The 25,403-nt window shown below is 70.9% G+C and carries 22 protein-coding genes; 12 read left to right on the top strand and 10 right to left on the bottom strand.

The window, feature by feature from the left end:
- Positions 1-3 precede the first annotated feature (3 nt).
- From ACVCAG_RS05260 to ACVCAG_RS05220, 9 genes are read left to right on the top strand one after another with little or no spacing between them, the layout of a single operon-like run.
- Complete coding sequence (locus ACVCAG_RS05260) at positions 4-1,188, top strand: SRPBCC family protein (RefSeq protein WP_447189538.1); 1,185 nt, start codon at positions 4-6, stop codon at positions 1,186-1,188.
- 25 nt (positions 1,189-1,213) lie between these two features.
- Positions 1,214-1,654, top strand: coding sequence for a gas vesicle protein GvpJ (gvpJ, locus tag ACVCAG_RS05255; protein ID WP_440082211.1), 441 nt, complete (start codon positions 1,214-1,216; stop codon positions 1,652-1,654).
- Position 1,655: 1 nt separating this feature from the next.
- The gene (locus ACVCAG_RS05250; RefSeq protein ID WP_447189537.1) at positions 1,656-2,534 is read left to right on the top strand and encodes a GvpL/GvpF family gas vesicle protein; all 879 of its coding nucleotides are present in this window, start codon (positions 1,656-1,658) and stop codon (positions 2,532-2,534) included.
- A gap of 16 nt (positions 2,535-2,550) precedes the next feature.
- Positions 2,551-2,772: a gas vesicle protein GvpG gene (locus tag ACVCAG_RS05245; protein ID WP_440082209.1), complete on the top strand. Its 222-nt coding sequence runs from the start codon at positions 2,551-2,553 to the stop codon at positions 2,770-2,772.
- 45 nt (positions 2,773-2,817) lie between these two features.
- Positions 2,818-3,249 carry a gas vesicle protein GvpO gene (gvpO, locus tag ACVCAG_RS05240; protein ID WP_447189536.1) on the top strand — a complete coding sequence of 144 codons (432 nt, stop codon included), beginning with the start codon at positions 2,818-2,820 and terminating at the stop codon, positions 3,247-3,249.
- A 1-nt stretch (position 3,250) separates the two neighbouring features.
- Entirely contained in the window at positions 3,251-3,685 is a 435-nt protein-coding gene (locus ACVCAG_RS05235; RefSeq protein WP_440082207.1) for a gas vesicle protein GvpJ, read from the top strand.
- A complete protein-coding gene (locus ACVCAG_RS05230) occupies positions 3,678-4,472 on the top strand; it encodes a GvpL/GvpF family gas vesicle protein (RefSeq protein ID WP_440082206.1) in 795 nt (264 codons plus the stop codon). The genes ACVCAG_RS05235 and ACVCAG_RS05230 overlap by 8 nt, the downstream gene beginning before the upstream one ends.
- Positions 4,462-4,755 carry a gas vesicle protein GvpJ gene (locus ACVCAG_RS05225; protein ID WP_440082205.1) on the top strand — a complete coding sequence of 98 codons (294 nt, stop codon included), beginning with the start codon at positions 4,462-4,464 and terminating at the stop codon, positions 4,753-4,755. The genes ACVCAG_RS05230 and ACVCAG_RS05225 overlap by 11 nt, the downstream gene beginning before the upstream one ends.
- On the top strand, positions 4,752-5,186 hold the full coding sequence (locus tag ACVCAG_RS05220) for a gas vesicle protein GvpK (RefSeq protein WP_440082204.1): 435 nt from the start codon (positions 4,752-4,754) through the stop codon (positions 5,184-5,186). The genes ACVCAG_RS05225 and ACVCAG_RS05220 overlap by 4 nt, the downstream gene beginning before the upstream one ends.
- Before the next feature lie 105 nt (positions 5,187-5,291).
- Here the strand turns inward: ACVCAG_RS05220 and ACVCAG_RS05215 are convergent, their stop codons facing one another.
- The 3 genes from ACVCAG_RS05215 to ACVCAG_RS05205 form a co-directional block, all read right to left on the bottom strand.
- A complete protein-coding gene (locus tag ACVCAG_RS05215; protein WP_440082203.1) occupies positions 5,292-7,955 on the bottom strand; it encodes a glycoside hydrolase family 3 N-terminal domain-containing protein in 2,664 nt (887 codons plus the stop codon).
- A gap of 399 nt (positions 7,956-8,354) precedes the next feature.
- Positions 8,355-9,899 carry an MFS transporter gene (locus ACVCAG_RS05210; protein WP_440082202.1) on the bottom strand — a complete coding sequence of 515 codons (1,545 nt, stop codon included), beginning with the start codon at positions 9,897-9,899 and terminating at the stop codon, positions 8,355-8,357.
- A gap of 209 nt (positions 9,900-10,108) precedes the next feature.
- Positions 10,109-13,405, bottom strand: coding sequence for a BTAD domain-containing putative transcriptional regulator (locus ACVCAG_RS05205; RefSeq protein WP_447189535.1), 3,297 nt, complete (start codon positions 13,403-13,405; stop codon positions 10,109-10,111).
- Between the two features lie 236 nt (positions 13,406-13,641).
- Between ACVCAG_RS05205 and ACVCAG_RS05200 the strand changes: the two genes are divergently transcribed.
- Positions 13,642-13,968: a carboxymuconolactone decarboxylase family protein gene (locus tag ACVCAG_RS05200; protein ID WP_440082200.1), complete on the top strand. Its 327-nt coding sequence runs from the start codon at positions 13,642-13,644 to the stop codon at positions 13,966-13,968.
- A 95-nt stretch (positions 13,969-14,063) separates the two neighbouring features.
- Here the strand turns inward: ACVCAG_RS05200 and ACVCAG_RS05195 are convergent, their stop codons facing one another.
- Entirely contained in the window at positions 14,064-15,323 is a 1,260-nt protein-coding gene (locus ACVCAG_RS05195; protein WP_440082199.1) for a nucleotide sugar dehydrogenase, read from the bottom strand.
- Positions 15,324-15,971: 648 nt separating this feature from the next.
- Between ACVCAG_RS05195 and ACVCAG_RS05190 the strand changes: the two genes are divergently transcribed.
- Positions 15,972-18,080: a DUF4082 domain-containing protein gene (locus ACVCAG_RS05190; RefSeq protein WP_440082198.1), complete on the top strand. Its 2,109-nt coding sequence runs from the start codon at positions 15,972-15,974 to the stop codon at positions 18,078-18,080.
- Positions 18,081-18,152: 72 nt separating this feature from the next.
- On the opposite strand, the gene rfbB is transcribed toward ACVCAG_RS05190, so the two are convergent.
- From rfbB to ACVCAG_RS05175, 3 genes are all read right to left on the bottom strand, one after another.
- Positions 18,153-19,130, bottom strand: a complete 978-nt coding sequence (gene rfbB, locus ACVCAG_RS05185; RefSeq protein WP_440082197.1) for a dTDP-glucose 4,6-dehydratase — start codon at positions 19,128-19,130, stop codon at positions 18,153-18,155.
- A complete protein-coding gene (locus tag ACVCAG_RS05180; RefSeq protein WP_440082196.1) occupies positions 19,127-20,194 on the bottom strand; it encodes a glucose-1-phosphate thymidylyltransferase in 1,068 nt (355 codons plus the stop codon). Before ACVCAG_RS05180 ends, rfbB begins: the two co-directional genes overlap by 4 nt.
- An 86-nt stretch (positions 20,195-20,280) precedes the next feature.
- Positions 20,281-20,814: a GtrA family protein gene (locus ACVCAG_RS05175; RefSeq protein WP_440082195.1), complete on the bottom strand. Its 534-nt coding sequence runs from the start codon at positions 20,812-20,814 to the stop codon at positions 20,281-20,283.
- A gap of 14 nt (positions 20,815-20,828) precedes the next feature.
- Between ACVCAG_RS05175 and ACVCAG_RS05170 the strand changes: the two genes are divergently transcribed.
- Positions 20,829-21,878, top strand: coding sequence for a glycosyltransferase (locus tag ACVCAG_RS05170; protein ID WP_440082194.1), 1,050 nt, complete (start codon positions 20,829-20,831; stop codon positions 21,876-21,878).
- Here the strand turns inward: ACVCAG_RS05170 and ACVCAG_RS05165 are convergent.
- The 3 genes from ACVCAG_RS05165 to ACVCAG_RS05155 form a co-directional block, all read right to left on the bottom strand.
- Positions 21,796-22,620 (bottom strand): GNAT family N-acetyltransferase, encoded by an 825-nt coding sequence (locus ACVCAG_RS05165; RefSeq protein ID WP_440082193.1) that lies wholly within the window; start codon positions 22,618-22,620, stop codon positions 21,796-21,798. The genes ACVCAG_RS05170 and ACVCAG_RS05165 overlap by 83 nt on opposite strands.
- On the bottom strand, positions 22,620-23,774 hold the full coding sequence (gene rffA / locus ACVCAG_RS05160) for a dTDP-4-amino-4,6-dideoxygalactose transaminase (protein WP_440082192.1): 1,155 nt from the start codon (positions 23,772-23,774) through the stop codon (positions 22,620-22,622). Before rffA ends, ACVCAG_RS05165 begins: the two co-directional genes overlap by 1 nt.
- 79 nt (positions 23,775-23,853) lie before the next feature.
- A partial coding sequence (locus ACVCAG_RS05155; protein WP_440082191.1) for a hypothetical protein occupies positions 23,854-25,403 on the bottom strand: 1,550 nt, incomplete at its 5' end.

The raw sequence follows: 25,403 nt of genomic DNA, 5'->3' as shown, positions 1-25,403 counted from the left end.
TAGATGGCCGAGACCTCGAAGAAGCGTCCCGACCGTGAGGGCGGCGGCGAGCCGCCCGCCAACCGGATCAGCCAGGAGTTCCACAACCTCATGGGAGCCCTCGGAGAGCGGGCTCTGTCGTCGGTGAGCGGAAAGGTCGAGGGCGTGACCGGCCGGCTGACCGACTACGCCGGAAGCGGTGGATCCAGTCTGATCAGCGCGCTTACCGGCTCCAAACACCCCAAAACGGCGATCGCCGGAGGCATGGTGAAGGGGCTGGGCAAGATGGCGGTCGGCGGCCTGGTCAAGAAGTTCACCGGGGGCGGCAAGGGTGGTCAGAGCGGGAAGCTGAAGATGACCAACATCATCGAGTCGATCGACGTCGGTGCCCCCGTACGTGTCGTCTACGACCAGTGGACCCAGTTCGGCGACTTCTCGAGCTTCATGAAGAAGGTCGAGGGCGTCGAGCAGAAGTCCGACGAGAAACTGGAGTGGACGGCGAAGGTCTTCTGGTCCCGCCGGATCTGGGAGTCGACGATCCTCGAACAGCTGCCGGACAAGCGGATCATCTGGCGGTCGAAGGGGCAGAAGGGCCATGTCGACGGCGCCGTGACCTTCCACGAGGTCGCCCCCGAGCTCACGCGGATCCTGCTCGTCCTGGAGTACTACCCGCAGGGCCTCTTCGAGCGCACCGGCAACCTGTGGCGCGCCCAGGGCAGGCGCGCGCGCCTCGAGCTCAAGCACTTCCGGCGGCACGTCATGAGCCGGGTGCTCCTGCATCCCGACGAACTGGAGGGGTGGCGCGGCGAGATCCGCGACAGCGAGGTCGTCAAGGACCAGGAGACGGCACTCCGCGAGGAGGAAGAGGAGAAGAAGAAGGCCGAGGAGGAGAGGTCCGAAGGCCCTGAGCGGGATCGCGCCGAGACCGGCGAGGAGCCCGAGGAGGACGAATTCGAAGAGGGCGAGGAAGAGGAAGAGGAGCCTGAAGAAGAGCGCGCGGCCGACGAGGAGGAGGAAGAAGGCGAGATAGAGGAAGAGGAAGAGGAGCCCGAAGAAGAGCGCGCGGCCGACGAGGAAGAGGAGCCCGAGGAGGAAGAAGAAGAGGAAGAGCCCAGGCGCCCGTCGCGCCGCCGCGGCGCCGCAGGTCCCGAGAACGCCGAGGAGGCGCCCAAGCGCCCCGTTCGCCGCAGGGCGGCAAGTCGTACGTGACCGGGGAGACCAGGGAGGAAACGCCATGACCATCGTTCAGCCCTCGGGCGGCGGGGTGAGCGGCCACGGGTCCTCATCGAGCCTGGCCGACGTCATCGACACGATCCTCGACAAGGGACTCGTGATCGACGCCTACGTCAGGGTCTCCCTGGTCGGGATCGAGCTGCTGACGATCGACGCACGCGTCGTGGTGGCCAGCGTCGACACCTACCTGCGCTTCGCCGAGGCCGTCAACCGCCTCGACCTCACCCAGACCGGCAACCAGAAGGGGCTGCCGGAGCTGGTGGAGGGCATGACGGAGAGCGGCAGCAGGAAAAAGGTCAAGGGTGCGACGCAGGGACTGCTGGACACGGCGGGGGAGAAGATCCGCGGCCTGACGAGCGGCGAGTCCGGCGAGGACGAGTTCGCGGAGGCCGACGGGGAGCGCGAGCCGGCGCCCCGCCGCAAGCGGCGCAGGGAGGAGTGAGATGCGCGGTTCCAGTGAAAAGCGCGGAACGGTCCGGACCGGCAGGTCCAGGACCGAGGCCCCCAGGACGGCCGGACGGCACGACACCGGTCGCGGTGATCGGGCCGCCGCGGCCCGGCCCGGAGGACCCGACGCCCCCGGGCGCGTGACCGGCACCTACGTGTACGGGATCATTCCCTCCGACGTCGAGCTGACCCCGGGCACCCGGGGGGTGGGAGACCCGCCCAACGCGGTCGAGCTGGTACGCCACGAAGAGATCGCCGCCCTGGTGAGCGACGTCTCCACCGACCGCCCCCTCGGCAGGCCGGACGACCTCGTGGCCCACCAGCGGCTGCTGGACGCCACCGCCGCGGAGGTGCCCGTGCTCCCCCTGCGTTTCGGGGCGGTGGTGACGGACGCCCGGGCGGTCGTCGACGAACTGCTCGCCCCCCACCACGACGAGTTCCTCGCCACGCTGAACGAGCTGGAGGGACGCGTGGAGTACGTCGTGAAGGGGCGCTACGTCGAGCAGGCCGTCCTGCGGGAGGTGCTCGACGAGAACCCGGAGATCGCGCGGCTGCGCGACGAGATCCGCGGACGCCCCGAGGAGGCGACGTGGGACACGAGGATGCGGATCGGAGAGCTGGTCAACACGTCGATCGCGGCCAAGCGCGAGGCCGACACCGGCGCGCTGGTCGACACCTTCGACCCGCTCTGCGTCTCCATCGTCGTGCGCGAGCCCACCCACGAGCGGGACGCCGCCCACGTGGCCCTGCTCGCGGACACCGACCGGCGGCCGGAGATCGAGCAGGCCCTGGACGAGTTCCGGACCCGGTGGGCCGACCGTGTCGAGCTGCGCCTGCTCGGCCCGCTGGCGGCGTACGACTTCGTCAAAACGTGAAGGAAGGTGATCGATCGTGGAACCGCTGGGACTGATCCTCGGGCTGCCGTTCGCGCCGTTGCGCGGGCTGATCCGGCTCGCGGAGCTGCTTCAGGAGCAGGCCGAGCAGGAACTCCGGAGTCCCGCGGCGGTCAGGCGCCGTCTGGAGGAACTGGCGGAGGCCAGGGCCTGTGGCGAGATCTCCGAGGAGGAGGAGGCCGCGGCGGCGGAGCGGATTCTCGCAGAGATGATCGCCTAGCCGGTACGACCGCACCGGTACGGAGACGACGAGGGGAGTGATCGCGTGCCTGTCAGGCGCAGAACCCGTGAGGAACGCTCCGCCGACGATTCCTACAGAACCGCCGGTGACGAGGCCTTCGAGAACGAGGAACCGTACGAGGAGGACCTGGACGAGGACCTCGACGAGGACGAGGACGAGCCCGCGAAGGAGCCGCGGCGGCGTTCCCCCGCCCTGTCGGCGGCGACCGCCGGGGCGGCCGGGTTGCGGCACATCGTCAGCCTGACCGCGAAGGACACGGAGGGGGTGACGCTGGTGCGACGGACCGAGGACGGCTGGCTGGTCGAGGTCGAGGTCGTCGAGGACCGTCACGTCCCCTCGTCGGGCGACATGCTGTCGCTCTACCAGATCGAGATGGACCCCGCCGGCGACCTGTTGTCGTACCGCAGGACGAGGCGTTACAGGCGCGGCCGGGCGGACAGCGGCGAGGCGGGCTGACGTGGCCGACGTGACGCGACCCGGCGGCGCCTTCCCGCGGTCCTACGGCGGGGCGACGCCCGGCGGGCGGGAGTCGTCCGGCAACCTCGCCGACATCCTGGAGCGGGTGCTCGACAGGGGTGTGGTGATCGTGGGCGACATCCGGGTGAACCTGCTGGACATCGAGCTGCTCACCATCAAGCTGCGCCTGCTCATCGCCTCGGTCGACACGGCGCGGGAACTGGGGATCGACTGGTGGGAACACGATCCGTGGCTCACCTCCCGCGACCGCGACCTGGTCGAGGAGAACCGCGTCCTCCGCGAGCGGCTGGCCACCGTGGAGGACGGCCAGGTCACCCGGCGCCGTTCCCTCGGCAGGGGCGAGGGCACCCGTTCGCCCGACGACGCCCGGGAGACGAGAAGGGCCGGAAGGCCGAGGGAGGAGCGCGATGCCTGAGGCGGGCACGTATCTCTACGCGATCGCCCGGGACGTGGGCCGCGTCCTCCCGGATCACGTGGTGGGCGTGGCCGGAGCGCCGGTGCGCGCGATCACCCACCAGGGCCTGGTCGCGTACGTGAGCCCGGTGCCTTTGGAGGAGTTCGGCGAGGAGCCGCTGCGGCGTTCCCTGGAGGACCTGGACTGGGTCGGGGGGACGGCCCGCGCCCACAACCGCGTCGTGGAGGCCGTGGCGGAGGAGGCTCCCACGGCCCCGGTCCGGCTGGTGACGGTCTACAGCACCGAGGACCAGGTCCGCGACCTGCTCCGGCGCAGGCACGACGACTTCACCGAGGTGCTCGCCCACGTCACCGGGTGCAGGGAGTGGGGGGTGAAGGCGTACGCCGAACCGGGCACGGACGCCCCTCGCGCCGAGGAGGCGCCCGCGAAGACCGACAGCCCGGGAAGGGCGTACCTGGAACGCCGCCGGGCGAGCCTGCGCGGCCGGGAGGACGCCTGGCGCCGGGCGGCGCGGCGTGCCGAGGACATCCACGCCGCCCTGGTGTCCGTCTCGGTCGCCGGCCACCGCCACCGGCCGCAGGACCCGCAACTGTCCGGCCGCGAGGAGGTGATGCTGCTCAACGGCGCCTACCTCGTCGACGAGGACCGCCGCGAGGAGTTCACCGCGGCCGTCGACGCGCTGCGGAGCCAGGGGATCGAGATGCAGCTCACCGGTCCCTGGGCACCGTACTCCTTCACCTCGATGGACCTCGGCCCGGCCCGCGCGGAGACGTCCGATGACCCGTGACCACCGGCCGCGAGGCGCCGAGCTCGCCGCCCAGGGGCGCATTCCCCCCGAGCGCGTGGCACTCGTGGACCTGCTCGACCGGCTGCTGGCCGGCGGGGTGGTCGTGAGCGGGGACCTCGTGCTGTCCATCGCCGACATCGACCTCGTCCGCATCTCCCTGCGCGCCCTGATCACCTCCGTACGGGACTCCGACCCGATCCCGTCCGCCCGGCCACCCGGTGCGGTCACACTCCTCGGGACCTCAGGGACCTCAGGGGCCCCAGGGGAAGGAGGCCCGCCGTGACCCGCCTCCCCGGCGACCCCCTCGCGGAGGACCTCCGCGGCACGGAGGACCCTCGCGTCACCCGGGAGCGGCCGCGCCCCGCCGCGAGAAGGTTCACGGTCACGCGAACCGCGCCCGCGGGCACGGCCGGAAACGCGCGAGGAGCGGCGCGGGCCGTCCGGTGGCGGGTGAACACCGATCCGGAAGCCGTCGAGCGGGATCTGACCCGCCTCGTGCTCACCCTCGTCGAGCTGATACGGCAGCTGGTGGAACGCCAGTGCGTGCGCCGGATGGACCAGGGAGACCTGTCGGACGAGCAGGTGGAGGTGCTGGGCGTGACGCTGATGCGCCTCGAGGAGGCCATGACCGAGCTGTGCGAGCGCTTCGGGCTCTCTCCGTCCGATCTCAACCTCGACCTCGGGCCGCTCGGGACCCTCCTGCCCACCGACTGACGCCCGCCGCGTCCCCCGGAGCCCCCGCCGGTAGCCGTGGAGTTCTCCGGACGCGTGACGTGGCCGGAGGGGGCGAGCCCCTCCGGCCACGTCGTCTTCGGACTCCTAGGTCAGGTCCTCACACTTCTTCGCGTCGGGGTCGTCGGCCGCCTGCGGCACCCAGCGGACGTTGGCGAACGAGGCGGAGAAGGCCCCCTCGGTGTAGACGAGGAACGGAGTGTTGACCACTTCCAGATCGAGGCCGCCCGCGGCGAAGCAGGCGATGGGGATCTTGACGGTCGACTTCGTACCGACCGGAAGCCCCTGGAAGAGGGAGGTCGCCACCACCTCGGAGAAACACGGGTAGACGCAGTGGACGCTGAGCACGGTCCTGGCGGCCGGGGGCTGGTGGACGATCGTGTCGAAGACCAGCGCCCCCTTCGCGTTGAGGTAGCCCCGCAGGTCCGTACCGCCCGCCGGGTCCTGCATGTAGAGCTGGGCGGGACCGGTGCCGGTCCAGGTCGCCTTCAGGCCGTCCTGCTGCACGTTGACGTCCGACTGCACCACGCCGATCTCGGCGTGCGCCGCCTGGCCGTCGGCGCCGATCTCGGTGCCGCCCCAGTTCTCCGGGGAGCCGATGAAGCCCCTGTACGGCGCGATGTCGGTCCGGTTGAAGATCTCCAGCTCCTCGCTCGCCTCGCCGCCACCGCCCTGCTCGCCACAGCCGAACGGGGGCGCGGTCTCGTCGAGCGTCCCGACCGACCCGCTCTGGCCGTCGCGCAGGCCGTACCCGAGCGGGAACAGCGGGTCGTAGCCCTCGGTGCCCGGGTTCAGCGGCGACTGGCAGGCGCTCTTCGGCCACGAGTACGGCAGCCTGCCGGTGAAGCCGTCACGGTGCCCGCCCCGGACGAGCACGTCGGCGACGCCGCCGCCCTCGGTGCCGGGCAGCCACGCGGCGACGAAGGCGTCGGAGCGGTTGAGCTCCTTGTTCATCCAGAGCGGCCGGCCGCCGACGTAGACGGTGACGACGGGCGCGCCCTTGCCGGTGACCTTGTCGAGCACCGCGAGGTCGGCGGGGTAGATCTTGGCGGCCTCCAGCGTGCGCCGCGCGAGGTCGCCCACGCCCTCGGCGTAGGGCGTCTCGCCGATCACCGCGATGACCGCGTCGTACGCCGAGGGGTCGACGCCGTCGCCGGTCTCGCTGAAGGTGACGTCGGCCTCGCCGAGCGTCTCGCGCAGGCCGCCGAGGATCGTCGTGCCGTTGGGGAAGTCGGCGTTGACGTTGCCGGTGCCCTGCCAGGTGAGGGTCCACCCGCCGGTCTGGTTCTGCAGGCTGTCGGCGCTCTTGCCGACCACCAGGACCTTGGAGTCGGCGGCCAGCGGCAGCACCCTGCCGTTGTTCTTGAGCAGGACCTGCGACCTGCGCACGGCCTCCCTGGCGAGTCTCTTCGACTCCAGCGCCTCGGCCGACCCGGCGAAGGCGCGCCTGGACGGCTTGGGACCGTCGAGCACCCCGGCGCGCAGCTTCACCCGCAGGATGCGCGTCACCGCGTCGTCGATGCGCGCCACCGGGATCGCGCCGCTCTCGACCTGGGCGATCGTGTTGGTGATGAACGCCTTCCAGTCGTTGGGCACCATCACCACGTCGATACCCGCGTTGATCGCCTGGGGGCAGCTCGCGTTGGTGCACCCGGCGACCTGGCCGATGCCGTTCCAGTCGGAGACGACGACGCCGTCGAAGCCCATCTTCTGCTTGAGGATGTCGTTGACGGCGCGCTTGCTGCCGTGCAGCTTGCCCTCGGCGATACCGAGCTCGGCGTTGGTCCAGCTGTTGAACGAGACCATCACGCTCTGGGCCCCGGCCGCCAGGGCTCCGTAGTAGCCCTGGCCGTGCACGTTGATCATCTCGGCCTCGGACGCGGGGTTGACGCCCTGGTCCACGCCCTTGAGCGTGCCGCCGTCACCGATGAAGTGCTTGGCGGTGGCGATGACGCCGTCCTGGCCGATGCCGCGCGGGTGCCTGCCCTGCAGTCCCCTGACGGCCTCGTACCCGTACGCCCGGGTGATCCGGGGGTCCTCGGAGAAGCCCTCGTACGTGCGGCCCCACCGGTCGTCCTGGGGAACGGAGACGCTGGGCGCGAACGCCCAGTCCTGGCCGGTGGCGCGCATCTGCCGGGCGGTCGCCGCACCGATGTCGCGCACGAGGCACGGGTCCTGGGCGGCGCCCAGCCCGATGTTGTGCGGGAAGACCGTCGTGCCGTAGACGTTGTTGTCGCCGTGGACGGCGTCGATGCCCCAGATGACGGGGATCTTCGCGCGGGTGGCGACGGAGGCGTTCCAGTAGGCGTCGGCGAGGTCGAGCCAGGCCTGCTGCGTGGCGTGCTTGTCCTTGCCCGGCCAGGAGCCGCCGCCGTTGAGCACCGAGCCGATGAAGTACTGCCTGACCTCGTCGGGGGTGATCGCGGCGATCTCCGGCTGGGTCATCTGGCCGACCTTCTCGGCGAGCGTCATGCCCGCGAGGATCTTCGCCACCCGCTTCTCGTCGGACCGGTTCCGCCCGATCCTGCTTTCGACCTTGGGCCACTCGGAGAGCGTGGGCAGCTTCCTCTCGATGCGGGCGCAGCCGCGGGAGTCCAGGGCGGGCTTGCCGATCACCGGCTGCCGGCCGCCCGTCGCGGTCTCGGCGCCCGCGCTCGGAATCCCGGTGGCACCCGCTGACAGGACGGCGAGACTCGCCAGCACCGCGAGTCCGCTCCGGCGGGCGCCCGGTCGGGCGAAGGGTCTGATCATCGAGGATCCGTTCTTCAGGCACTGCGATGGGCGTGGCGAATCCCCCGAGTCCGCACTGCGCAGATCCTGACGCTGTGACACAGCCGAGTCAATACCCTCGCGAGAGCGCTCTCTCGAGCCGACATGTGATCTACGGGCGTTTCACCGCTCGCGATCCGCTTCCACCAGGCGCATCGCCGCGCCCACGCCAGCGGGTGCGGCATCCACATGAGAGCGCTCTCAGCACACCGGGCGCCCCCGCGACGAGGCTTCGCCGGACGGCGGGCGGTCAGGACACGGTGTCGCCGCCGTCGCCGCCGTCGATGGCGGACGCCCTGGCACGGGGCGTCCTCACCCGAAGCGTCCACACCCGGACATCCGCACGGCCGCTCGTACGGCGCTCGCACGGCGCCGCACGAGTCACCGACGCGGCTCGGGAAGAAGCTCCTCGGGGATCACGTCGGGGACGCCGCGCAGGCTGACGAGCGAGACCGCCGCGAGTACGGCGATCGTCACCGCGGCGGTGATCGCGGTCACGTGGACCCCGGCGACGAAGGCCAGCCTGGCGGCTTCGGCGACGGCCCCGCCCAGCCGGGCGGGCAGTGCCGCGGCCGCCTCCAGGGCGGTGGGCAGCGACTCCCCGATGGGGCCCACCACCTCGCCGGGCACCCCCGCCGGAAGCCTGAGCTCTCCCCGGTAGACGCCGGTGAGGACGCTGCCCAGGACGGCGATGCCCAGCGCGCCGCCCAGCTCGAAGGAGGTCTCGGAGATCGCCGCCGCGGCGCCGGCCCGCTCCCTGGGCACGCTCGCGAGCACGGTGTCGTTGGTCACGGCGAACGTCAGCCCGATGCCCACCCCACAGACGATCATGGGGGCGAGGAAGTAGAGGTAGGGAGTGTCGAGAGCGGTCTGGCTGTAGCAGGCGAAGCCCGCGGCGGCCATCGCCAGGCCGAGCGCCACCACCCTGGCCCGGCCCCAGCGGGTGATCAGCCCCGCCGCCAGGACCCCGCCGACCGCCGCCGACATGCCCCCGGGCAGTCCCGCGAGACCGGCCCGCAGGGGCGACCAGCCCAGCACGAGCTGGAAGTACCAGGCGAAGATCAGCGACAGCGCGGACATGCCGAAGATGGCGACGAGGTTGGCACCGACCGAGGCGGTGAAGGCCCGGCGCCGGAAGAGGCGGATGTCGATCAGCGGGTCGGCGAGCCGGGTCTGCCGCCGGGCGAACAGCGCCAGGGCGGCGATCCCGACGACCCCCGGCACCAGGACGCCGGCACCGGTGAGGCCGTGCACGGCAGCCTCCTTTACAGCGTAGATCACGCCGATCACTCCGGCGATGGACAGCGGCACGCTCACGAGGTCCACCCGCCCCGCGGCGGGGTTGCGCGACTCCGGGAGCACGACGAGGCCGGCGAGCAGGATGAGCAGCATCACCGGCAGGTTGATCAGAAAGACCGAGCCCCACCAGAAGTGGTCGAGCAGCAGGCCACCGACGACCGGTCCCAGGGCGAACCCGGCCGCGCCCATCCCGCTCCACAGGCCGACCGCCGTGGTCCGCTCCTTCGGATCGGTGAACACGTTGCGGATGATCGACAGCGTCGAAGGCATGATCGTGGCACCCGCCACCCCGAGCAGGACGCGGGCGGCGATGAGCAGCTCGGGGGTGGGGGCGTAGGCGGTCACCCCCGAGGCCACGCCGAAGGCCGCGGCGCCGATGAGGAGCAGCCGCCTGCGGCCGATCCGGTCGCCGACGTTGCCCATCGTGATCAGCAACCCGGCGAGCGCGAAGCCGTACGCGTCGCCGATCCACAGGATCTGGGTCGACGAGGGCCGCAGGTCGGCGACCAGCTGGGGAAGGGCGAGATGCAGGACGGTGACGTCGACGGACAGGAGCAGCGCCGCCAGGCAGGCGACGGCGAGGGTCGCCCACCTGCGGCGCCCCGTGACCGGAGATTGATCGTTCATGCCCGTCATCGTGACCGGCGGCGCTGACGGCCCACGCACCTCCCGCTGACGCCCGCCGCACCGGGGGCGCGTGTCGCCGACGAGGACGCGTGCCGTCCACGCCTCCATCCCCGTCGGGCCGGCCCGGTGCCGGGACCGTCCGGGCCGTCCAGGCCGTGACCGTCCGGGCCGTCCGGGCCGCCGGGGTCGTCCGGGCCGTCAGGCCGGGGTCACGGGGCGAGCATCGCGAGCATCCCGCTCCGCGACATCCGGGTTCCCGCGCGCCACTCCTCCTCGTACGCGGCGTCGCCCATCCGGGCGCGGACGGCCGGCGTGACACCGGCGCCGGAGTCCGCCGCGGCGGTGCCGCAGAGGGCCGCGGCCGCGCCCAGCAGCCGGGCCGCGCTCCTGACGTCGCCCTCCAGCAACGCGACCTCCGCCAGCCCCTCGATCGCCGAGCCCGCCACCAGGGGGTAACGCTGCAGCGCCGGTTCCAGTGCCCTGCGGTACCAGGTCCTCGCCCCGGCGCCGTCTCCGCCCGACGCGGTGATCCGGCCCAGGTCGACGATGATGCGCAACCGGACCTCCTCGGTGCTGTACCACTCCTGCGTGCACAGCTCCAGGGCCCGGAGGGCGAGGTCGAGCGCCTCGTCCAGGTTCCCGCGAAGCCTGGCGATCTCGGCGAGACCGTGGTGGACCTTGGCCATCACGTCGGGGGCTCCCGCCCGGCGGGCGTGGTCGATCGCGCGAAGGTACTCGGCGTGGGCGGTCGCGAGGTCGCCGTCGCGTACGGTCCCCGCGGCCCCACGGCAGACGAGCTCCGCGATGTCCTCGTCCGACCCGAGTTCCTCCGCCAGGCGAAGCGCCTCCCCGCCCAGCGCGCGCGACGCGTCCCTGTCCTGCCGCAGGTCGGCGAGCCCGGCCAGCTCGGCCAGCGTGAGCGCGCTCCCCCAGCGCTCCCCGAGGGACCGGAACAGCTCCAGCGCCTCCCCGAAGGAGCGCTCGGCGCTCCCGGCGTCGCCGCCGTACCGGTAGAAGTAGCCGTAGCCGAAGTGGGACAGCGCCCGCAGCCACGGGTCGGCGATGACGAAAACCTTCGGCTCCTCCGGCAGGAAGTCGGGCGGACCGGTGAACATCGGCCACAGCATGCCCAGGAACGGCCACCGGTACGGCAGGTCGATCGGCGGGATGATCTGAACGATCGTCTCCAGAAGGGCGAAATGCCTGGGCGACCGCGTCTCCCCGGAGGAGGCCACGAGCACGCACATGGCGTACTCCTCCTCCATCCCCTCGGCCGGAACGGCCGCCGTCGCGCTCCCCGCCGGAGCGGACCCCGTCACGTCCCCGAACGGCGCGAGCCCGATCGCGCGCTCCGCCGGTGCGGAACCGGCCGGCCCCCCGGCCGGAGCGGCCCCGGTCGCGCCCTCGGCGGGGACCGGCCCGATCGCGGCGAGCAGGTCGGCGGCGATGGCCGCGCCCTCCGAGCGGCGGCCCCGCAGCCACCAGTACATGGCGAGCCCGGCGAGCAGGCGCAGCCCCAGCCCGGTCCTGCCGGTGTCGACGGCCCAGCGCAGCGCGGCGTGCAGGTCGTCGTGCTCCTCGTCCAGCCGCCGCAGCCACTCCAGCTGCCCGGCGTCGCGCAGGTGGGAGTCCGCCGTGGCCACCAGGTCCGCGTAGTACGCGGCGTGCGCCTCGCGGCGCGCCTCGGTCTCGCCGGTCTCGGCCAGCCGTTCCGCGCAGTACACGCGGATGGTCTCCAGCATCCGGTAGCGCTCACCCACCCGCTCGACGAGCGACTTCTCCGCGAGGGAACTCAGCAGGTCGACGGCCTCGTCCTCGCGCAGCCCGCACACCCGCCCGGCCGCCTCCAGCGTCGCGCCGCCCACGAAGACGGTGAGCCGCCCGGCCAGCGACCGCTCGTCGCCGTCGAGCAGGTCCCAGCTCCAGGCGACCACGGCGCGCAGCGTCTGGTGCCGGGGCAGCGCGGTGCGGCTGCCGCGCGACAGCAACCGGAACCGGTCGTCCAGCCGGGAGGCCACCTCGGCCACCGGCAGGGAACGCAGGCGCGCCGCGGCCAGCTCCAGCGCGAGCGGCAGCCCGTCCAGGGCCCGGCAGATGCCCAGCACCTGCTCGACGTTGGCGTCGTCGACGCGGAAGCCCGGAAGCACCGCCGCCGCCCTGTCGGCGAAGAGCCGCACGGCCGGGTAGGCCAGGGCCTCTCCCGCGGCGGTGCCCGCCCTCGGCACCGGCAGCGGCGCGACCGGGTGGATCACCTCTCCGGTGATGCCGAGCGCCTCCCTGCTGGTGACCAGGACGCGCAGCCCCGGGCAGGCGGCGAGCAGGCGGTCGGCGAGCTCGGCGACCTCCGCGACCAGGTGCTCGCAGTTGTCCAGGACGAGCAGCACGGGACGGTCGGCCAGCACCGCGACCAGCCTGGCCAGGGGGGCGGGCATCGGGCGGGCGGAGCCGGGGAACAGGCCGGCGTCGCGGACGCCCAGCGCGCCGAGGACGGCCTGGGCCGCCTCCCCCTCGCCGAGGACGGGGGCCAGTTCCACGAAGCACACGTCGCCCCGCTCCCCCGCGGCGACCTCACCGGCCAGCCGGGTCTTGCCCGCGCCGCCGGGACCGACCAGGGTGACCAGTCTCGCCTCGCCGAGCAGCGCGCGGAGCCTGGACATCTCGTCCTCCCTGCCGACGAAACTGGTCAGCGGGGCCCACAGACCCGATCGGACGGGCGCGGCACCGCCGGCTGCGACGTCGGCCGTGCCGTCGCCGGAGGCACCGGTCAGGGCGGGGTCGGCTCTGAGTACCGCCAGGTGCACGGCGGCCAGTTCCGCCGACGGGTCCACGCCGAACTCCTCACCGAGGATCCGTCTGGCCCCCTCGTACACCTCCAGGGCCTCGGCCCGCCTGCCCGCGTTGTACAGGGCACGCATCAGCTGCCCGTGCAGCCGCTCCCTGAAGGGGTGGGCCGCGGTCAGCTCCTGCAGCTCGGCGACGAGCTCGCGGTGGCGGCCGAGCTCCAGCTCCGCCTGGACGCGGTCCTCCACGCAGTCGAGCCGGAGCCTCTCCAGCCTGGCCGAGGGCGCCCGGGCGAACGGCGACTCCCCCACGTCGGCGAGGGCGGGCCCGCGCCACAGGGAGAGGGCCTCGCCCAGCAGCCCGACGGCCCTGCCGTGCTCGCCGGAGGCCAGGGCCCGGCGGCCTTCGGCGGCGAGCCGTTCGAAGCGGTGGGCGTCGACGGCGTCGGCACCGGCCGCGATCCGGTATCCCGCCGGGTGGAACTCGATCATCTCCTGGACGCCGAGCGTCCTGCGCAACCGCGAGACCTGGGACTGCAGGGCGTTGGCGGCGCTCGCGGGCGGATCGTCGCCGTACAGGCCGCCGATCAGCCGCTCGGTGGTCACCACCCTCCCCGCGTCGAGGAGGAGCATCACGAGCAGCGCGCGCATCCCCTGCCCGCCCACGGCGACCACGCGCCCGCCGTCGAGCCGGATCCGGGTGGGACCGAGGATGTCGAACCGCATAGCCCGATTATCGTGGCTTCTCCCCTTTCCGCTTCTCCTTCCCCTCGCACCGCCGATCGGGGTCCGCGCGTGTAATGCCGGATGATCTCTGGTACGACATATATCTACATGTAAGAGCTTTGGGGAAAAAAGATCTTTCTTTGGCGCCGGAGGGGGCGGGGCAGGCGGGGTAGGGACTCCACTGGCCGTCCCCGCCAGGGAACGGCCGCCGGGGGGGCTCCACACGGAGGTGTTCGATGGAACAGGTCCACAGCTGGGACCACGGCGAGAACGAGCCCGGCGACCTCTTCGGGGCGACCGCCGAGAGCCTGTTCGCCGAGGTGTGGTCCAGGAAGGGGATCTCGAACCGCGACCGGCGCATGCTGCTGGTCGGCCTGCTCGTCGGCCAGGGCATGGGCGAGGACGTCGACGTCCAGCTCGACGCGGCGCTGCGGACCGGCGACCTCACCCCCGACGAGCTCCGCGAGGTCGTCGTCTTCCTCACCCACTACGCCGGATGGCCCCGGGGCGCCAGGCTCAACGGCCAGGTCGAGGAGCTGATCGCCCGCGTCATGAGGTCCTGACGTCCGGCGCGACCGGTCGGCCGCCCGCCTCCCGGGATCGCGCCCGCACGCGCGGGTCCTGCCGGCGGGACCGGCCGGTCGCCCGCGACGCGAGGTCAGAGTCTCTCGACGTTGGGTCCCCGGCAGCGGTTCCTGGTGTCGAAGACGAGGGCGCTCGCCCTCTGGACGAGTCCGTAGTCGAAGCAGTCGTGGTCGGTGAGGACCACCACCGCGTCCGCCTTCGCCAGTTCCCGTTCCGAGAACGCGACGATCTCGATGCCCTGCGGCAGCAGGAAGCAGTCCACGTGCGGGTCGGCGGCCCGTACGTCCGCGCCCAGCTTGCGAAGGCCCCTGACCACGTCGATCGCGGGTGACTCGCGGCAGTCTCCGGCGTTCTTCTTGTACGCGAGGCCGAGCGCGAGCACCCGGCTGCCGTTGACCGGCTTGCGCAACCGGTTCAGCGCGAGACCGACCCGGCGCACGACGTGGTCCGGCATGTGGGCGTTGATGTCGTTGGCCAGCTCCACGAACTGGAAGTTGTGCCCCAGGCTGCGCTTGACCTTCCACGACAGGTACGACGGGTCGATCGGCAGGCAGTGCCCGCCGACGCCGGGCCCCGGGGTGAAGCGCATGTAGCCGAACGGCTTGGTGGAGGCGGCGTCGATGGCCTCCCAGGCGTCGATGCCGAGCTGCTGCGCGAAGATCGACAGCTCGTTCACCAGGGCGATGTTGACGTGCCTGAAGGTGTTCTCCAGCAGCTTGCACAGTTCGGCCACCTGCGGCGAGGAGACCGGCACGACCTCGTCCACGATCCTCGAGTAGAACGCCCGGATCCGCTCCAGGGACGTCTCGTCGACGCCGGAGACCACCTTGGGGGTGTTCCCCAGGCGCCAGTGCTCGTTGCCCGGGTCGATTCGCTCGGGGCTGTAGCCCAGATGGAAGTCCTGCGGTGCCCGCAGTCCCGAGCCCTCCTCCAGCAGCGGCAGCAGATACTCCTCGGTGGTCCCCGGATAGGTGGTGGACTCCAGGACCACCGTGACGCCCCGCCGCAGCAGCGGGGCGATCGACTCCCCCGCCGCGCCGATGTGGCGCAGGTCGGGAACGCCCTCGCGCAACGGCGTCGGCACGGTTATCACGCAGACGTCGAACCCCTCGGCGGCGGCGTAGTCGGCGCTGGCCAGGTATCGGCCGGACCGGTGGGCCAGGGACAGCATCTCGTCGCCGACGTCCTCGACATAGGACTCGGCGGCGTTGAGGCGCTTGACCCGCCACTCGTCCAGGTCGACTCCCACGACGTCGAAGCCTGCCGTGACGGCGCCCATCGCAAGTGGCAGGCCGACGTATCCCTGGCCGACCACAACCAGTTTCTCTCCCACGGCAGAACCTCCGTCGATTTGGGATTAAGACCCGACCTCGACTGTAGGAGTCTCGCTTTCCCGTACCACCGATTCCGCCGCCGTCCGGGCGTGTCGCCCGGAATCCGGGGCTGCTCAAGCACGGCGCACGGGACCGGACCGACCACCGATAACAGCGCCAAAACCTTAAAACATTACCTAATCATCTCAAATATGCATTTATACTTTTTATGCACATATTATGGGTGACCAGCAGGTGGGCCGGTGCGCGCGCGGACGAAATCAGGCCACCTTCCACCCGCACCCGGACGCCCCTTCGAACAGGATCGATACCGCTTTAACGCCGAAAAGTAAGTAATGTCCGGAAGAATTATCGAGTAAATTTTTCATCAGCCGCATATCAACATGCGCTCTTCCTGGACGTACGCGAGCCCGCGCACGCCACCCTCCACGGCAGAGTCGTCAGCGTGTTACGTGACGCCTTTTCAGCGACGTGACGACATTCCGATGATTTTTCTCAACATCCACCTTTAGTCTCCTCTGTGTGATTAATACGACAAAACACATAGAGGCTCGACAAAGACCTCAAGTTTCATTCATGACAGATCACAGGCGACGGAACGCTCCGGACGTCTGACGCATCACGAGATCAGTGAGGAGTTGTGTCGCATGTCCAAACCCGTTCGCGACGCGCTCGACCAGACGGCCGGCACGGCCGCAACCATGATCGACACCGGGGGTTCCCGGAGCCGGCCGCTCTTCCGGTTCCGCCCGCCCCGCCCGCGGGGTGCCGCCGGCCGCGTCCTGCTGAAGGCGGCCGTGGCGGCCGCCCTCGCGATGGGCGCGGTCGCCGGCACCCCGGCCGGCGCGAGCGCGGCCGATCCGGTGGACATCGGCGACGCCGCGCCGTTCGGGGTGCTGGCGGCCGCGATCACCAACGTGAACTCCACGACGGTCACCGGCGACCTGGGGGTGAGCCCGGGAACCACGGCGAGCGGCTTCCCGCCCGGCACGGTCTCGGGGACCAAACACCTGGGAGACGCCACCGCGGCGCAGGCCAAGGCCGACGCGGCCGGTGCCTACGACGACGCCGCCGGACGCACGCCCGACGCCACGGTGGCCGCCCAGCTGGGCGGGACGACCAGGGGGCCGGGCGTCTACGACTCCGTCAGCGGCAGCTTCTCGATCAACGGGACCCTCACCCTCGACGCGCAGGGCGACCCGGACGCCGTCTTCATCTTCCAGGCGTCCGCCCTCAACGCGGCGAACGTCAGCAACATCAGCCTCCTGCGCGGCGCCCAGGCCGACAACCTCTTCTGGCAGATCGACGGCTCGGCGACGCTGGGCACCTACTGCACCTTCCGCGGCAACATCCTGGCGCAGGACTCAGTCACGATCAGCAGCGGGGCCAACGTCAACGGCCGCGTCTTCGCGTTCGACGGCACGGTCGCCATCCAGGGCACCGGCAGCCTGCCGCACACCCGCGTCACCGTGCCGAACGACCCGCCGACCACCACCACCCTGACCTCCTCCACCGACCCCGCGTGGAGAGGGGAGCCGGTCACTCTGACGGCGACGGTGCAGGCGGTCAGCGGTACGGTCGTACCCGCCGGCGAGGTGGTCTTCAAGGACGGCTCGACCGTCCTCGGCTCGGCCTATCACGACAGCTCGGCCCCCGCCCGGATCACGGTCTCCGACCTCTCCGGGGGAGAGCACGAGATCGTCGCCGTCTATCTCGGGGGTGACACCTTCGACAACGAGGCCCTGATCCACTTCGCGCCGAGCACGTCACCGCCCGTCACCCAGAGCATGTCGGACAGCCTGTGGAACAGCGCGGAGGTGCCCGCCGTCCCCGCGCAGCCCGACGCGCAGGGGGTCACCGTCGGCGTCAAATTCAGGGCGACGACGAGCGGGACCGCGATCGGCATCCGGTTCTACAAGGGCCCGCAGAACATCGGCACCCACGTCGGCAGCCTGTGGACGAGTGGCGGCGCCCTCCTGGCCAGCGCCACCTTCACCGACGAGACCGCCTCCGGCTGGCAGCAGGTCACCTTCTCGACACCGGTGCCGATCACCGCCAACACCACCTACGTCGCCTCGTACCACGCTCCGGCCGGCCGCTACGCGACAACCCGCCCCTACTTCGTCTCCCAGTACTCCAACGGCCCTCTCTCCGCCCTCGCCAGCGGCGCCGCGGGTGGCAACGGCGTCTACACCTACGGGGCGTCGAACGCCTTCCCCGTGAGCAGCTACCAGTCGACGAACTACTGGGTCGACGTCGTGTTCATCCCGACGGACAGCCTGTGGGACAGGGTGGCGGTGCCCGCCATCCCGTCGCAGCCCGACACGCAGGGGATCTCCGTCGGCGTCAAGTTCAAGCCGGCGACGAACGGGAAGGTGAGCGGGATCCGGTTCTACAAGGGCCCGCAGAACACCGGGGTCCACACCGCCAGCCTGTGGGCGAGCAACAGCGAGCTCCTGGCCAGCACCCCCTTCACCGGCGAGACCGCCACCGGCTGGCAGCAGGCCAACTTCCCGCAACCCGTCGACGTCACCGGTGGCACCACCTACGTCGCCTCGTACCACACCACATCCGGCTACTACTCGATGAACCGCCCCTATTTCACGTCCCCGTACGTCAACGGCTCCCTGACCGCCCTCGCCAACGGCGCCGAAGGCGGCAACGGCGTCTACACCTACAACGCGAACAACATCTTCCCGACGAGCAGCTCCCAGGCGACGAACTACTGGGTCGACCCGGTCTTCCACGCCAACTGACGCGACGCTTGCGTAACCCGTAACCCGTGACCCGTGACCCGTGACCCGTGCCCCCGTGGCACGGGTCCGGTGTCAGGGCGTCCGCTCCTTGAGCGGGCGCCACCACCGAGGGTTGTCCCGATACCACCGGACCACCTCGGCCAGGCCGTCGCCGAAGTCCTTGCGGGGCTCGTAGCCGATGGCCCGGATCTTCGTCCAGTCGACGGAGTAGCGGCGGTCGTGCCCGAGCCGGTCGGCCACGGGCTCGACCGCCTCCCATCCCGCGCCGAGCGCGGCCAGCAGCCGCCCGGTCAGCTCCCGGTTGGTCAGCTCGACGCCGCCGCCGATGTTGTAGACCTCACCGGGCGTCCCCTTCCTCAGCACCGTCTGGATGCCCCTGCAGTGGTCGTCGACGTGCAGCCAGTCGCGCACGTTGAGCCCGTCGCCGTAGAGCGGGACCTTCTCGCCGTCGAGGAGGTTGGTGACGAAGAGCGGGATCAGCTTCTCGGGATGCTGGTAGGGGCCGTAGTTGTTGGAACAGCGGGTCACCCGGACGTCGAGCCCGTGGGTGCGGTGGTAGGCGCGGCAGAGCATGTCGCCGCCCGCCTTGGCCGCGGAGTAGGGCGAGTTCGGCAGCAGAGGTTCGCCCTCGCTCCAGGAGCCCTCCTCGATCGAGCCGTACACCTCGTCGGTGGAGACCTGGAGGACCGTGCGGACCCCGCCCTCCAGCGCGGCCTGGAGAAGTCTCTGGGTCCCCAGCACGTTCGTCGTCACGAAGTCGCCCGCGCCCGCGATGGACCGGTCGACGTGGCTCTCCGCCGCGAAGTTCACGACCACGTCGTGGCCGGGGACGACGTCCGCGAGGAGCCGCGCGTCGGTGATGTCACCCCGCACGAACGCGTAACCGGGGTGGCCGTCGAGGGGGGCGAGGTTGGCGAGGTTGCCCGCGTAGGTGAGCTTGTCCAGGACGGTGACCCGCGTGTCCTCGCAGCCGGGCCAGGAGCCGAGCAGCAGGGACCTGGCGTAGTGGGACCCGATGAACCCGGCTCCGCCGGTGACGAGGACTCTCATGCGCGCACCTGGATCCTGCTGTGGTCGCCCACCATGAGCTCGTGGGTGTTGGACACGCCGGCCGCGCGGCTGACCTCGACGTTGCGCCCGATCAGGGAGTGCGCGATGCGCGAGACGCCCTGCACGGAGGAGCCGTCGAGCACGATGGAGTATTCGATCTCGGCGTTGCCGACCAGGCAGCCGGAGCCGATCGAGGTGAAGGGACCGACGTAGGAGGAGAGGATCTTGGTGTCCGCGCCGATCACGATCGGGCCGCGGAGGATCGAGTTCTCCACCACCGCGCCCGGCTCGACGACGACCCGCCCGGTGATCTCACTCAGGCCGTCCACGGTGCCTTTGATGTCGGGCTCGACGCGTTCGAGGACGATGCGGTTGCACTCCAGCATGTCCTGGAGGCGCCCGGTGTCCTTCCAGTAGCCGCTGACGAGATGCGAGTGGACGCGGAAGCCGTTGCCGAGGAGCCACGCGACGGCGTCCGTGATCTCCAGCTCGCCGCGTGCCGACGGGGTGATCGCCCGGACCGCCTCGTGGACGGCCGGGGAGAAGATGTAGACCCCGACGATCGCGAGGTCGCTGCGCGGGTGCTCGGGCTTCTCCTCCAGCCCGAGGATCTCCCCTCCCGGCCCTATCTCGGCCACTCCGTAGAACTGCGGTTCGGCGACCCTGGTGAGCAGGATCTGCGCGTCGTGGTCGGCCAGGCGGAAGGCGTCCACCAGATCGGTGATGCCGTCCACCAGGAAGTTGTCCCCCAGATACATCACGAACGGTTCGTCGGCGAGGAACTCCCTGGCGATCAGGACGCAGTGCGCCAGCCCGAGGGGGGCCTCCTGCGGGATGTACGTGACGTCCAGCCCGAACCGCGAGCCGTCGCCCACGGCGTCCCGGATCTCGTGGCCCGTGTCGCCGACGACGATGCCCACGCTGGTGATGCCGGCCTGCCGGATCGCCTCAAGCCCGTAATAGAGCACCGGCTTGTTGGCGACCGGGACCAGTTGTTTCGCCGAGGTATGGGTCAGCGGGCGCAGCCTCGTTCCCTTGCCGCCCGCCAGAACGAGTGCCTTCAACGCTCTCTGAGTCCTTCCGCGAAGAACGCATGGCCGTGCGACCACATGTCCGGCCGATTTTACAGGGATCCGGAATCGATGCCTCTTCACCGGCTCGCGCCTTTACCGATGAGCGTACGGGGTGTTGCCTTTTTAACACTTTTCCTCGGTTCACGGAACACCCACGCCCGGTTTATCGCATAACTCAGCGGCGGGCTCATCACTATCACCACCCCCTGGGCCACCATGATCGAGATCCCGGCGTGTTCCACCAGAAGCGGGACCCCGATGACGGACGCCGCGAGGAAGCTCAGCCCGACCGCGTAGAACCGCAGGTAACCTGCCGGCCAAGAGTGCCCGGAGCCGCGGAAGACCACCAGCCTGTACCAGGGGTAGACGATCACCACGGTCACCAGGTGGCCGGCCACGGCCAGGAAAAGATAAGGGACGTCATCTTCAACGACCAGCAATCCTAGGCCGAGGAGAGCGTAATAGACCATGGCCGTCATGGCGCCGGCGAGCAGATATGTGATGCGGTGGCCAGCAAAAGCCGAGATCACGGCCGGCCGCCCGAAATGCGAATTATTGTCACGGGCGGTTCCACCTTCGACTTCAACCATGCGACGGTCGCTCCGGATCATGATCTGACATTGGGATGAAACAGGATTGTAGTAGGCGACGGGAAATAAGCGGGGGATCAATGTCGGTGTCGGTGGTTATTCCGTGTTACCGCTCAGCGCGGACCCTTCCGGCGCTGGTGGACAGGCTCATGCCGGTCCTTCGCGGGCTGTCCGTCCCGCACGAGGTGATCCTCGTCGTCGACGGAAGCCCGGACGACACGTGGGAGACCGCCGCCGAGCTGGCCCGCCGGGTCGACGCGGTCCGGGCGATCCGCCTGTCCCGGAACTACGGGCAGCACAACGCGCTGGTCGCCGGCATCAGGGAGGCGGCGTTCGAGGTCGTCGTCACCATGGACGACGACCTGCAACATCCCCCCGAGCAGATCCCTCTCCTGCTGGCCGCCCTCGAAGGCGACCGCCTCGACCTGGTGTACGGCGTCCCGCACGAGGAGGAGCACGGGTTCCTGCGGAGTCTCGCGTCCCGATCGGTCAAGGCCGCCATGGCCGGCGCGCTGGGCATCCGCACCGCGCGTACGATCAGCGCCTTCCGTGCCCTGCGCACGCACATGCGCGACGGGTTCGAGGACCTGTCCGGCCCGCACGCGTCGATCGACGTGGCCCTGTCATGGGCCACCACGCAGGTGGGCTCCGTCGGCGTGCGCATGAACGAGCGCGACCACGGGCGGTCGAACTACACGCCGCGCCTGCTGGTCGGGCACGCGATGAACATGCTCCTCGGGTACAGCACCGCTCCGCTCCGCGCGGCGAGCTACCTCGGATTCCTCGTCGGCGTGATCGGCCTGCTGCTGGGGGGCGCCGTCCTGTGGCGTTTCGCCGCGGGCGACACCACGGTGGCCGGGTTCACCACCATCGCCTCGATGGTCGCGCTCTTCTCCTCCGCCCAGCTGGTGTCCATCGGAGTCCTCGGCGAGTACATCGGCCGCATTCACGGAAACGGCATGGGCCGCCCGACGTACGTGGTGCGCGAGCGCGTCGGGTCGTCTACCGCCGATCTTCCCCAGCGGCCCGGCGGCCCTGGCGTTCCCGCGCGCGCAGGAGCCGGCTCCGGACCAGATGAACGGTGAGGAAGGTCTGGACGGGCTCGAATCCGTACCTCGCCCATGCCCTCTGCACCCGCGTGTTGTGTCCCTGGGTGGAGATGACGACCTCTGCCGCGCCACGCGCCAGCGCGCGGTCCTCGACGGCCCTGAGCAGGTGGGCGTAGAGACCCCGCCCCTGCGAGCCGGGGATCACCCCGGCCAGGAGGATCTCCGTCCGGGGGCCGTCCTCCTCCAACGTGGCCAGCCCGAGCAGGCGGGGCCCCTCCACTCCCGCGCCTCGCTCCTCCAGTGCCAGGCACTCCCCCTCCGCGGACGACCTCAGTGCCCATTCCCGGTAACCCGCCAGGGCCTTGACGGCGTCGAACAGCGGATTGGCCAGGTAGTGGTTCCCGTACGCGCCGAAGATGTCGGAGACCAGTGCCTCCACCGCGGCGGGACCGACCGGCTCCGACGTCCGCAGATCGGGCGACGGAGCGGGCCCGCGCCCCTCTCCCGCGCGCAGGCGCCAGTACACGAGGGAGTCCGCGAACACGGCGGTCCGGCCGAGCGCGGTCAGCTTCGCGAACCAGCCGACGTGTTCGGCCGGATACCGGAGCACGACGACGTCCGCGACCGACCCCAGGAGCGCCTCGCGGACCGCGGAGAACGGTGCCCCGGACTCGGCGGGGACGGTGAGGCGCTCCACGGAACATCCGAACCGGGCCGATTCCAGCGGCGACTCCACGGCCCGTACGGCCCGCGCCTCGATCACGTCGTGCCAGGCCATCAGCTCACCTCGTAGGACCGGACGGCGTCGATCACTCGCGCCACGGCGGTCTCGTCCAGGTCGGCGTAGAGCGGCAGCCGTACGAGGCGGTCGGCGACCCTCTCCGTGACCGGGCAACCGCCCGGGGCCACACGACCGAACCTCGCCCCCGCGGGCGCGGCGTGCAGGGGCTGGTAGTGGAACGTCGCCTGCACGCCTCCCCTCCGGAGATGGCCGATGAAGGCCTGGCGATTCTCCAGATCCGGGAGCAGCAGGTAGTACAGGTGCGCCGGATGCGTGCAACCGTCCGGGATCGCCGGCTGGGAGATCCCGTTCCTGGCCGCCCAGTCCGCCAGGTCCTCGTGGTACCGGTACCAGATGGCGTGACGCCGGGACTGGATCTCGTGGAACGACTCCAGCTGCGAGGTCAGCTGTGAGGCCAGGACGTCGGACAGCAGGTAGCTGGAGCCGATGTCGACCCACCGGTACTTGTCGACCTGGCCGCGGAAGAACCGGCTGCGGTCGGTGCCCTTCTCCCGGATGACCTCGGCGCGCGCGACGAGACCGGCGTCGTTCAGAAGTAGCGCGCCGCCCTCCCCGCACTGCACGTTCTTCGTCTCGTGGAAGCTCTGCGCGGCCATGCTGCCGAACGATCCGAGCGGCCGGCCCCGGTAGGACCCGCCCAGGCCGTGGGCGTTGTCCTCGATGAGGGTGAGGCCGTGCCGATCGCAGAGTTCGGCGATCTCCTCCATCGCGCACGCGATGCCCGCGTAGTGGACGACCACGACGGCCCGCGTGCGATCGGTGATCGCCGCTTCGATCAGCCGCTCGTCCACGTTGAGGGTGTCGGGCCTGCAGTCGACGAAGACCGGGACCGCCCCGCGCAGCGCGTAGGCGTTGGCCGTCGACATGAAGGTGAACGACGGCATGATCACCTCGTCGCCGGCCTGGAGGTCCAGGAGGATCGCCGACATCTCCAGCGCGTGCGTGCAGGAGGTGGTCAGCAGCACCTGGCCCGCCCCGGTGATCTTTCCGAGGATCTCGGCGGCCCGCCGGGTGAACGGCCCGTCCCCGCAGGTGGATCGCAGCCGCACGGCCTCCCCCAGGTAATCCAGCTCGTTCACCGAGATGTGTGTTCGGTTGAAGGGGATCGTCTTCAGGTCGGTTGCGTTCACGGCCGAAGTGAACAACGAAAGGACCGGGCGACACGTGTTGCGCCGTCGTTCCTTGGCGATCCATTACGCAAGTCTTAGGTCACGCCGATCCGTCCGGAATCCGGTAGACGGCGTAGTCGCCGGAACGAAAGCGGAGCTCGGCGAAGTCCCCGATGTCCCCGATCCTCGATGCCCGGCCCGCGCGGCGCTCGTCGGCGAGGAGCCAGCGCACCTGGTAGCGCTCGCGCAGGCGCTGGATCGCGGCCGCCGAGGGCGCGTGGAAGGCGGCGTCGTTCAGCCTGATCCGTTCACCGTCCCAGAACGGCAGATACTCCGTCAGGGACCCCGGACGCCAACGGCTCATGTTCGCGGAGGTGTAGGTCCACCCCTCGACCAGCACGCGCCGTTCGGACAGGGCGGCCACCCAGAACTGGCTGCTGTCGCACGGGTTCTCCCGCCCCCAGCGGCAGTGCGCGTTCGTGGCGACCAGGTCGTCCGGTCCGGAGTGGGCGCGCAACCAGCGCGCCGCGGCCAGTGTCCCCTCGGGGATCACCTCGGCCGCCGCACGGTGCGGGCCGCCCTTCGCCGCACCGTAGGCGAACGAACCGCCGTGCAGGAACGCGAGAATCCGCGCGTGCGCCGCCGCGGGCAGGCCGACGGCCGCCAGCATGAACATCACCAGGGCGAGGACGCGGAGCCTGCGCCGGCCGGCGAGAAGCAGCCCGGCGGAGGCCAGGAGCACGATGAGCGAGAGAGCGGCGTACGGCCCGTAGAGGGCGATCTCCGCCTGGTCCGGGCCGAGGGGGACCGTGACGCCGCAGGCGAGGGGGATCAGGTACGCGGCGACCACCCCGGCACCGGCCGCGCACGCGGCCGTCCTGAGCGGGAGCCGGGCCCGTCTCCGGATGACGAGGAGCCCGTGGACCGCGACGATCACCGGGTAGGGGTAGGCCCCCCGCAGGAAGTAGAGCTGGCTCAGGTCGGGGTGCCCGAGCAGGAGTGCCGCGCCAAGGCCCGCCGCGCCGATGCCCAGCATGAGAACCACCGCGGGGCGCAGGAGCAACCGCCGCCGGCAGAGCAGGCCGAGGGCTCCGCACCAGGCGACGGCCCAGCACAGTAGGTACAGCGCGGCGAAGCCGAACACGGAGGCCGGTGCGAGATCGTCCGCTCCCCCCCGCGAGGTCAGTTCCGCCCACGTCACCCGCACGAACCCGAGGACGTCGACGATCGTTCCCTGCCGCACCTGGCCGAACAGCACGAACTGGGCGTAGAGCAGGCAGGCCGTGGCCATCCCCAGGGCGATCAGCGCGGCCCGGATCGACCGGCGCCTCCTGACCGCCTGGACCGTGGCCACCGCCGCGAGCCCGGCGATGAGCAGGGGCAGGTAGGTCGCCTTCGCCCCCATGACGACGACGAGGAAGATCCCCAGCAGGAGCCACGGGCCGGTGCCGCGCTGGCGGCGCTCCAGAAGGTCGATGAGCACGATGACGACGGGGGCGAACAGCAGTGCCCCGAACGTCTGGGTGGGACTCGACCAGGCGGTGTCCTGGATGCCGCCCCAGGTGAAGTTGGGGTTCGCGCCGAGGTAGAGGCTCGGCGCCGCGACGAAGACCGTACCGCCGACGGCCAGGAGGGCGCCCGCCCACGAGC

It is taken from the genome of Streptosporangium sp. G12 (assembly GCF_052983175.1).
Note: the sequence above shows the minus strand (reverse complement) of the source record. Positions and strands in the feature narration are given on the sequence as shown.

Coding starts and splice junctions, on each gene's coding strand:
- ACVCAG_RS05260 (WP_447189538.1), top strand. CDS start 4: ATGGCCGAGACCTCGAAGAAGCGTCCCGACCGTGAGGGCGGCGGCGAG.
- gvpJ (WP_440082211.1), top strand. CDS start 1,214: ATGACCATCGTTCAGCCCTCGGGCGGCGGGGTGAGCGGCCACGGGTCC.
- ACVCAG_RS05250 (WP_447189537.1), top strand. CDS start 1,656: ATGCGCGGTTCCAGTGAAAAGCGCGGAACGGTCCGGACCGGCAGGTCC.
- ACVCAG_RS05230 (WP_440082206.1), top strand. CDS start 3,678: ATGCCTGAGGCGGGCACGTATCTCTACGCGATCGCCCGGGACGTGGGC.
- ACVCAG_RS05225 (WP_440082205.1), top strand. CDS start 4,462: ATGACCCGTGACCACCGGCCGCGAGGCGCCGAGCTCGCCGCCCAGGGG.
- ACVCAG_RS05215 (WP_440082203.1), bottom strand. CDS start 7,955: ATGATCAGACCCTTCGCCCGACCGGGCGCCCGCCGGAGCGGACTCGCG.
- ACVCAG_RS05210 (WP_440082202.1), bottom strand. CDS start 9,899: ATGAACGATCAATCTCCGGTCACGGGGCGCCGCAGGTGGGCGACCCTC.
- ACVCAG_RS05205 (WP_447189535.1), bottom strand. CDS start 13,405: ATGCGGTTCGACATCCTCGGTCCCACCCGGATCCGGCTCGACGGCGGG.
- ACVCAG_RS05200 (WP_440082200.1), top strand. CDS start 13,642: ATGGAACAGGTCCACAGCTGGGACCACGGCGAGAACGAGCCCGGCGAC.
- ACVCAG_RS05190 (WP_440082198.1), top strand. CDS start 15,972: ATGTCCAAACCCGTTCGCGACGCGCTCGACCAGACGGCCGGCACGGCC.
- rfbB (WP_440082197.1), bottom strand. CDS start 19,130: ATGAGAGTCCTCGTCACCGGCGGAGCCGGGTTCATCGGGTCCCACTAC.
- ACVCAG_RS05175 (WP_440082195.1), bottom strand. CDS start 20,814: ATGATCCGGAGCGACCGTCGCATGGTTGAAGTCGAAGGTGGAACCGCC.
- ACVCAG_RS05170 (WP_440082194.1), top strand. CDS start 20,829: ATGAAACAGGATTGTAGTAGGCGACGGGAAATAAGCGGGGGATCAATG.
- ACVCAG_RS05165 (WP_440082193.1), bottom strand. CDS start 22,620: ATGGCCTGGCACGACGTGATCGAGGCGCGGGCCGTACGGGCCGTGGAG.